Origin of the sequence: Trichococcus patagoniensis, assembly GCF_003051085.1 — a bacterium.
GTDB classification, from domain to species: Bacteria; Bacillota; Bacilli; order Lactobacillales; family Aerococcaceae; genus Trichococcus; species Trichococcus patagoniensis.
Map to the genome: position 1 here is coordinate 177,411 of NZ_QAOM01000006.1, position 8,747 is coordinate 186,157.

An 8,747-nucleotide genomic window follows, 5' to 3' on the forward strand; every position below is an offset into this window, starting at 1 on the left:
GCTTTCATGGCTTGTTCATTTGTTTTTTTCGTCCTTTTCCCTCAAAAGGCGATACAATGTCTTGCGCAACTTGGAACGGTTACTGTCCAACAAATTGAAGGAGGCGATGAAGAGCACCACGCCGAAAATCAAACCCACCCCCAAAACGACCGTCCCCCAGAAAGAAGAAATCGGGAACAGGATGGCAGTCAGGGAAAAGATGATCGCCAATGCATAAATGACCAAAACGGTCTGGCGGTGCGTAAAGCCTAACCGCAGCAAACGATGGTGCAGGTGACTTTTGTCCTTCGCGCTGATGGAGCGCTTGTGCAAAGTCCGGCGAAGGACAGCGGCAATCGTGTCCGTCAACGGAACTCCCAGAATGGCCACCGGTATCAGGAGCGATACGAAGGTGGCATGTTTCAGTCCGTACAAGGACAGCACCGCAATCATAAACCCTACGAACAGCGATCCCGTATCCCCCAAGAAAATGGAGGACGGGTAGAAGTTGAAAGGCAAAAAACCCAGCAAACTCGCAACCAAAAGGAAAATCATGACGACTGTGGCCACATCCATATAATCGGTGAAGAAATAGCTGACGAATCCCATTGTGGTCAAGGAAATGATTGAGGTTCCCGTCGCCAAGCCATCCAGCCCGTCCATCAGATTCACCGCATTTGTGATGACCACAATCCACAGCATCATCACCAAGTAGCCCGCTTCATGGAATTCGATTGTTCCGAAATAATCCAGCGTCAGGCTGTTTATTTTGGTGCCCGTAAAAAAATAAAGGACATTCGCCGCAGCAAGGATACCGATCATTTTTTGCCAGGGCCTCAGATCATAGCGATCATCGATGATCCCCGTCACCAGGATGATCAGCGAGCTCAAAAACATGATGCCCGCAAAACCGGAACGGTTACTCGGAGGGATCCCTAGGAAAAAGGCACCCCAGTAAGCCAAGAATATGGCTACGCCTCCCATCGTCGGCGTCTCCTTGATATGCACTTTCGCTTCGGATGGCTTATCCGTCCAGCGGAACCGCCTCGCTGCCGCACGGAAAAGATAGGTAAGCAGCATGCTCGCCAGGATCGTTCCGCCGAAAAGAAACATGAAACGTATAAAGAAACTCACCGGAACCCTCCTTTCACCCTTTATCTCCTTCATCATAGGCGATTCTGGACCTACATGCAAATCCGACTCTCACACAAGCCGCAAGTCTGAGGCAATCTGTTTCAATCGTTCATTTGGAAAAAACCGTTTGATTCTGCATACCGGTCTCCGGTGGTAGTATCGTACTGGATCAAATCATAATCCGCCAACAAACTTCTGGCCTGTTCGGACAGTCCCTCTCGGCTCGAGACATATCCACCGGTATCGCCATTCACATACAGCGTCTTTTCGAATGCCGGCACCTTTTCCTGCAGCGCCATCAACAAGGCTTCAAAAGCCGTGACACGGCTGCCGCTCAACTCCAGCACTTCCGGCAAGAAATAGATGGGACTGGTGACGCCCAAATCCTTTTGGACTTCGACTGTGTTGCTGTAGATGAACATAGGCGTTTCATGCATATTTTGGATTGTGTTCAGCGCATAAAGGTCCTCGCCGAAAACGCTCGGCCAATGATCACCCCAGAACACGACGACGGTCGGCTCATCCCATTCCTGGAGGGCGGCCAACAGCTCTGCCAAAGCTTGATCGCTGTACTGAAGATCCTGCAGATAGTTCCGGATCGTCTGGCTGGCTATGCCGGTCTCCGCAGCAGATGGTATAACTGAGTATTTGTTTTGATAAGGCGTATGGTTCTGCATCGTCACCAAGTGGATAAAATCTTTTTCCTCACTGGCTTTCAGGATAGCCACTATTTCAGCGTACGCGGCTGCATCCGAAATATAGGGATTGGTATCCAGTTTGTCCGTGTGCGTCATCGTGTCCTCGTAAAGGAAGGCATCGAACCCCAAAGTTTCATAGTTCTCCAGCCGCTTATACATGGTCGTATTGTAAGGGTGGATCGCTGTGGTACGGAATCCGGCTTCTTCCAATCGCGACACGACGGAAGGGAAATCATCCTGGGAGGACAGGAATTGCGTATATGGCGTCGTGATGTTTGCGGCGAAAGGCTCCATCGAAAAACCCGTCAAAGCTTCAAATTCGATATTGGCCGTTCCGCCGCCATAACCTTGGGACAACAGCTCGCCGCTGTAGCTTGTGCCCATCAAAGCGCGCGTAAACGGAATCGGGTCACTTTGCAAGTCCAACCCGTCCAGTTCAAGCGGGTCCGCAAAACTTTCATTCATGATGTAGATGACATTCGTTTCTGGCAACACTGCCGTTCTTTCTGCGTTTATTTCGTCAGCAAGTTGCTGATAGGTTACCTTCAGCTCGTCGATTTTTTCCTGTGAATAATCATCCGGCGTTGCCATCGGTTCAGCCGAAAGGTTGTAAAGGAAGCCCGCCACAAACCCGGTGTTGTAGTAATTCATTTGTTGGCTGTACGGAATCCAATAGGCCGTCCTATCATAGGCTTTCTTCAGCAGGTTGCCTTCTTGCTGGAACTGTCCGGCATAGCTGAACGCCATGCTCGTTGTTATGAGAATCAGCACGCGTGATTTCCATCCCAGTTTCACGGTTTTATTGGCCTTGGCATGGCGAAGGGAAAACAGCACAAACGCCAGAAATAGCAGGAACACAAAACCTAAAGCCGCCAATGTCCGCCCATCCAGCATCTCCAACAGGAAGGTGGCTTCCGTCAGCATCTTCAAGTCGCTTGGATAAACGGGCTCGTTCCGCTGCAACATCTTTTCATATGTCGCCAGCCCGAGGATCCCTCCCGACAGCACCAACAGTGCATTCGCCCAGCGGATGTTCCCGACCAAAGCCCAAAGCCAGAGACCCAGCGTCAACAACACCCCTGTACTGATCAGAAACTTCTCAGTATGCCAAGCAAATACAAAATTCACTACCAGTCCGGCATCCAGATCATTTTGAGTCCATTGGAGATAGAGATGGACCAAGAATACGGTCGCCAACAAACTGAAGCAGTGCAAGAGCAGGAGGCGCCCCCTGCTCTTGCACTGCAGCTCTTGGTTTTCTTTCATCATTTTAGGCTTCTTTCCAAAAACCGTCATAGACCGTTATCGGCAAGTGACGTTTATGTTCGGTCTTCGTGTACCAGACTTCGATGATTTCAGCGTCCTTATCCGGTATTTCCTTGCCTTCCAGATAAGCATCGATCCTCTCATAAGTGACTCCCAGAGCCACTTCATCCGGCAATGCAGGACGGTTTTCTTCCAAATCCGCTGTCGGAACTTTTTCGTAGAGTTGTGACGGTGCACCCAACTCTTTCAATAATTGGCGGCCTTGACGTTTATTCAAACGCCAAATCGGCAACAAGTCGGCGGCTCCGTCGCCGAATTTAGTGAAGAAACCAGTAACTGATTCCGCCGCGTGGTCAGTCCCCAAAACGGCCCCGCTGCTGTCGCCCGCTATCGCGAACTGAACGATCATGCGTTGACGCGCTTTGATGTTTCCTTTGTTGAAGTCAGTGATGGTAAGCCCGGCTTCCTCAAGGGCATCAAGTGCGGCGTCAGCCATTTCTTTGATGTTGACGACCAATTTTTGGTCCGGCGAGATGAAGGCAAGTGCAGCTTGGGCATCATGTTCATCAAACTGAACGCCGTATGGAAGGCGGACAGCGATGAATTGATAGCTGTCATCGCCGGTTTCATCGCGCATTTCCTGAATCGCCAACTGGGCTAAACGCCCCGTCAAAGTGGAGTCTTGGCCACCGCTGATCCCCAAAACGAATGCCTTCAAAAATGGGTGTGCCGCCAAATAATCTTTCATGAAATCGATGCTGATGCGGATTTCCTCTTTTGGGTCGATTTCCGGTTTCACTCTTAAAGCAGCAATAATTTCTTTTTGTAATGGACGCATCCCTATTCCCCCTTGATTGATCTGATTGGTTATTTCGTGCTTTCCAATAATGTGGCTTCTTCCTTGATTTGTTTCTTGATGGCTTTGATGGTGGACATCTTATGATCGTACGCCTTCTGAGACAAGTCGACCGGATAGTCTTCCGGATTCAGGATACGCTTGTATTCATCCCACAAACCGCTCATCTGCACTTCCGAGAAGGCTTTTACTTCCTGGAGCGATGGCAATTCATAAACCAGTTCACCGTCCACGATGATGTCCTGCAGTACGGGACGCGCCTCAAAGTCAGTGATGGTCTTGTTGATGTAAGTGAAGACCGGATGGAACATATACAGTTCCGCCTCTTGATTGGGCTTTTCTTCCCAAAGTGCAATGTAGTCCCCTTCCGACTTGCCGTCACGCTTGCGTGTGATCCGCCATACTTGTTTTTTGCCAGGTGTCGAGACTTTTTCGGCGTTGCTGGAGATTTTCATCGTATCCACCATTTTGCCGCTCTCATCCGCGATCGAAACCAATTTATAGACCGCACCAAGCGCCGGTTGGTCATAGGCAGTGATCAGCTTCGTGCCGACACCCCAGACATCTATTTTTGCACCCTGCATCTTCAGGTTCAGAATGGTCAGTTCATCCAAGTCGTTCGATGCATAGATTTTTGCATCGGTAAAGCCTGCCTCGTCCAATTGCTGCCGGACTTTTTTGGAAATGTAAGCCATATCCCCGCTGTCTAAGCGCACGCCGAGGAAGTTGATCTTATCGCCCATTTCCTTCGCCACTCTGATGGCATTGGGCACGCCCGATTTCAACGTATCATAGGTATCGACAAGGAAGACACACTCCTTGTGGGAATGCGCATAAGCCATGAAGGCATCGTAATCATTGCGGTAGACCTGCACCATCGAATGGGCATGGGTACCCGAAGCCGGAATGCCGAACAGCTTGGCGGCCCGAACATTGCTCGTTGCATTGAAGCCGGCGATATAGGCTGCGCGTGTGCCCCAAATGGCGGCATCCATTTCCTGCGCTCTTCTGGAACCGAATTCCATCAAGGGCTCATCATTACAGACATAGCGCAGACGTGCAGCTTTTGTCGCTATAAGCGTCTGGAAATTCACGACATTCAATAAGGCCGTTTCGATCAATTGGCATTCCGCCAACGGACCTTCCACTTGGACGATCGGTTCATTCGCAAAGACGAGGTCCCCTTCAAGAGCGGAGCGGATCGTTCCCGAAAAACGGAAATTTTTCAGATACTCCAAAAAGCCTTCCTCGTAGCCGACATGCTCGCGTAAATAAGCGATGTCCGTATCGGTAAAGCGCAAATTCTGAATATAGGATACGAAGCGCTCAAGCCCCGCGTAGACTGCATATCCATTATTGAAAGGATACTTTCGGAAGTACAGTTCAAAAATTGCATGTTTTTCGGTAATGCCTTCATCCCAATAAGTCTTCATCATGTTAATTTGGTACAAATCAGTATGCAAAGCTAAACTATCATCGTTATAATCAAAACTCATCCAACTCACTCATTTCATCTTTGATCGTACGCCTCCGCATTCTGTCACGGTACTGCAGAAGGAAGTGCTCTATTCACCTATTGTAACGCAATTCCCTATACATTTCCGCTTTTTTGTCCAAAATCCATCAGATTGATTATAGTGATCGGCCCGCATTCCGGCAAATACAACCGGCATTTCTGTGTAAACAAAAAACCATCCTGGCGGGCAGAATTTCGCCCGGTGGGATGGTTTTGGTGTGCGATTAATAAATGACTTTGATGCCGCGTGCTTCGATTTCTTGCTCGGTCAGGATCTCTCGTTCGCTCTCATCCACTCCGCGGGATGATACTTTATCGAACAATATTTTGACGGTCTGCAGCATGATTTTCAGATCCAGTATCAAGGAATATTTCTTGATGTAGATCAGATCGAAGTTCAGCTTGCTGTTGAAGTCGGAAGCGTACTTCCCGTAGACTTGCGCATAGCCGGTAATCCCGGCGCGGACGTTGTGACGCAGGTAATAATGCGGGTTCAGTTCCTTGAATTGATCAACGAAGAAAGGACGTTCCGGCCGGGGACCGACCAAGGACATATCGCCCAGCAATACGTTGAACAACTGCGGCAGCTCATCAATGCGCAGGGAGCGCAGATATTTGCCGACTGTCGTTACGCGCACATCATTGCTTGTAGCCAAAACCGGGCCTGAATCTTTCTCAGCGGTCACACCCATGCTGCGGAACTTCAGGATTTCGAATTCCTTGCCGTCTTTGGTGATGCGTGTCTGCTTGTAGAATACGGGACCTTCGGAACTTCTCTTCACCAAGATGGCCGTAACAGCCATGATCGGCGAGGTGATGACGATGCCGATGAGCGCAACCGCAATATCGATGATCCGTTTCATAAGGCCATCCTCTGCCGAGATGCGGAACGGGGAAACTTCGATGATGCTTTCATCCTCGATATTCATCATATTCGGATTGACCATGATCAGATTCTCAAAACTGGTATTCAAGAACATCTTTTTCTCTTTGCTCGTCAACAGATCGTATATCTTCAGTTTTTCGGATTCTTCGATCTGGCTTGCTAAGTAGACGATATCAATCTCTTCCAGATGGCGCAGAACATTTTCGTAATAATCCGACAAGACGACGTGCGTCACGACATGGCGGATGCTTTTTGTATTCGTGAAGTTGTCTACTGCCGCAAACACTTCCTTTTCCATCCCGACAATCATGACCCGTTTGCTGCCGCTCATGCGCTGGTACATTTTGAACACCATTACGCGGAACAGGAACAGCAGGATTGTTCCCACAAAAAAGTTGATCAGGATGACCGATCGTGGGAACGCCAACCAGCGCCCGGCAAAAGTCAGCGCCATGATGATCAACGAAAGGACGAATTGCCCGATGACCGTGATGAACAGGAAGTCGCTGATCGATTTGTTATAGAATATGTACGTACCGAACAGGATATTGACGATGATGAAAATCAACGAGACATAGGCAACGCTCCCCTGAAAGGCCTCGAAGTTTATCCATGGTATATCTGTTCCGAATTTTAAATAAAAAGATAGCAGCAATGATCCGATGAACAATAGCACATCAATGATGCCGATGATAATTTTACGGGCTTTATTCCATTCACCTGTTTGATTCACGCTTAATCTACTCCTCCTTAAACTAGCATAATATGAATGCATTCATTTTATCATAGTTTATTCTTTTGGGATATGAAAGTTTGGGATGGCAACATCCCTCCCGCAAACGAAAAAGAACGTCCTCATCAGGACTTATTGCCTGATGAGGACGTTCCGGAGCGGACTAGTTGTCAAAAAACACTAATACCGGTTGTTTATTTTAATAGATCTTTCAATTCTTCGTGTGTCGCTTGACCTTCAGCTTGCTCTTTCATGACACGGATGGATGTAGGCAGTCCGAACAGGCGGATAAAGCCGGCTGCATCGGTATGGTTGTATACATCGTCGCTTTCGAAAGTCGCAAAGCTTTCGCTGTACAACGATTTAGCGCTGACAACGCCAGCATCGGTGATGTTGCCTTTATAAAGCTTCATTTTCACGAAACCTTCGACATTTTGTTGCGTTTCATCAACGAAGGCACCCAACGCTTTGCGCAATGGTGTATACCACAAGCCGTTGTATACAAGCTCCGCATATTTGTTGGCCAGCAATTGTTTGTATTGGAAAGTGTCTTTGTCCAAGCAAAGTTGTTCCAATTTGTCATGGGCATGATACAGCACAGTTCCAGCAGGCGTTTCATAAACGCCTCTTGACTTCATGCCGACCAAACGGTTCTCCACGATATCGATGATGCCGACGCCGTTCGCGCCTGCAATCACATTCAATTTTTCGATCAGGGCGATGCCGTCCATTGCTTCACCGTTCAGGCTGACAGGTATGCCTTTTTTGAATTCCAAAGTGACATAGGTCGTTTCGTCCGGAGCTTTCTCAGGCGTCACGCACATCTCCAGGATTTTATCGTAAGCTGGCTCATTGGCTGTCATTTCCAGGTCAAGGCCCTCATGAGATAGATGCCACAAGTTTTTATCTTTTGAGTAGTTTGTTTCCAACGTAATCGGAAGCGGCACGTTATGTGCAGCAGCATACGCAAATTCATCTTCTCTGGAAGTCAGTTCCCATTCTCTCCAAGGGGCGATGATCGTGATATTCGGATCGAATTCTCTGATGCCGACTTCAAAACGGACTTGGTCGTTCCCTTTCCCTGTTGCACCGTGAACGATTGCATCAGCATTTTCCAAGTGCGCGATCTCTACCATTCTTTTGGCAATGATCGGACGGGCGAAAGAAGTCCCCAATAAATATTGTCCTTCGTACTTAGCGCCTGCTTGCAATGTCGGCCAAATGAATTCTTCAACGAATTCTTTCTTCAAGTCTGCAACATACAACTTCGATGCGCCACAGTTGATCGCTTTTTCTTCCAATCGGCTGTAGTCATCACCTTGTCCTACGTCTCCTACTACGGCGATTACTTCACAGTTGTTGTAATTTTCTTTTAACCAAGGGATGATGACGGACGTATCCAATCCACCTGAGTAAGCCAAAACCACTTTTTTGATTGATTCCTTTGCTGCCATGCTTTTACCTCCTTATACAGATTTCAATATCCGTTGCTTTTATGCATGAACTGATATCTACATTTTCGTTTATTTAACAATATGCATTATAGCATATCTGCCATGGAAATCATCCCATTTTTTTACATTATTCGGGTGTTTGACAGTTGCCTATCGAAAAAATAGCTAAAAAGCCCAATGGGGCTTTATTTTTTTGTCAAATTTTCCCGATAATCATTGAGTACT

General features: G+C 48.0%; 6 protein-coding genes. All 6 read right to left on the bottom strand.

What is annotated here, in order from left to right; translation table 11 throughout:
* Positions 1-15 precede the first annotated feature (15 nt).
* Positions 16-1,113 carry a glycosyltransferase family 4 protein gene (locus C8U37_RS05695; RefSeq protein ID WP_170100199.1) on the bottom strand — a complete coding sequence of 366 codons (1,098 nt, stop codon included), beginning with the start codon at positions 1,111-1,113 and terminating at the stop codon, positions 16-18.
* A gap of 101 nt (positions 1,114-1,214) precedes the next feature.
* Entirely contained in the window at positions 1,215-3,080 is a 1,866-nt protein-coding gene (locus C8U37_RS05700; RefSeq protein WP_170100200.1) for an LTA synthase family protein, read from the bottom strand.
* 1 nt (position 3,081) lies between these two features.
* Positions 3,082-3,915, bottom strand: a complete 834-nt coding sequence (gene nadE, locus C8U37_RS05705; protein WP_108032291.1) for an ammonia-dependent NAD(+) synthetase — start codon at positions 3,913-3,915, stop codon at positions 3,082-3,084.
* 29 nt (positions 3,916-3,944) lie between these two features.
* Positions 3,945-5,429, bottom strand: a complete 1,485-nt coding sequence (locus C8U37_RS05710) for a nicotinate phosphoribosyltransferase (RefSeq protein ID WP_108032292.1) — start codon at positions 5,427-5,429, stop codon at positions 3,945-3,947.
* A 244-nt stretch (positions 5,430-5,673) separates the two neighbouring features.
* Positions 5,674-7,068, bottom strand: a complete 1,395-nt coding sequence (locus C8U37_RS05715; RefSeq protein ID WP_211306137.1) for a sugar transferase — start codon at positions 7,066-7,068, stop codon at positions 5,674-5,676.
* A gap of 194 nt (positions 7,069-7,262) precedes the next feature.
* Positions 7,263-8,522: an argininosuccinate synthase gene (locus C8U37_RS05720; protein WP_108032294.1), complete on the bottom strand. Its 1,260-nt coding sequence runs from the start codon at positions 8,520-8,522 to the stop codon at positions 7,263-7,265.
* Between the last annotated feature and the right edge of the window lie 225 nt (positions 8,523-8,747).

Coding starts and splice junctions, on each gene's coding strand:
- C8U37_RS05700 (WP_170100200.1), bottom strand. CDS start 3,080: ATGATGAAAGAAAACCAAGAGCTGCAGTGCAAGAGCAGGGGGCGCCTC.
- nadE (WP_108032291.1), bottom strand. CDS start 3,915: ATGCGTCCATTACAAAAAGAAATTATTGCTGCTTTAAGAGTGAAACCG.
- C8U37_RS05710 (WP_108032292.1), bottom strand. CDS start 5,429: ATGAGTTTTGATTATAACGATGATAGTTTAGCTTTGCATACTGATTTG.
- C8U37_RS05720 (WP_108032294.1), bottom strand. CDS start 8,522: ATGGCAGCAAAGGAATCAATCAAAAAAGTGGTTTTGGCTTACTCAGGT.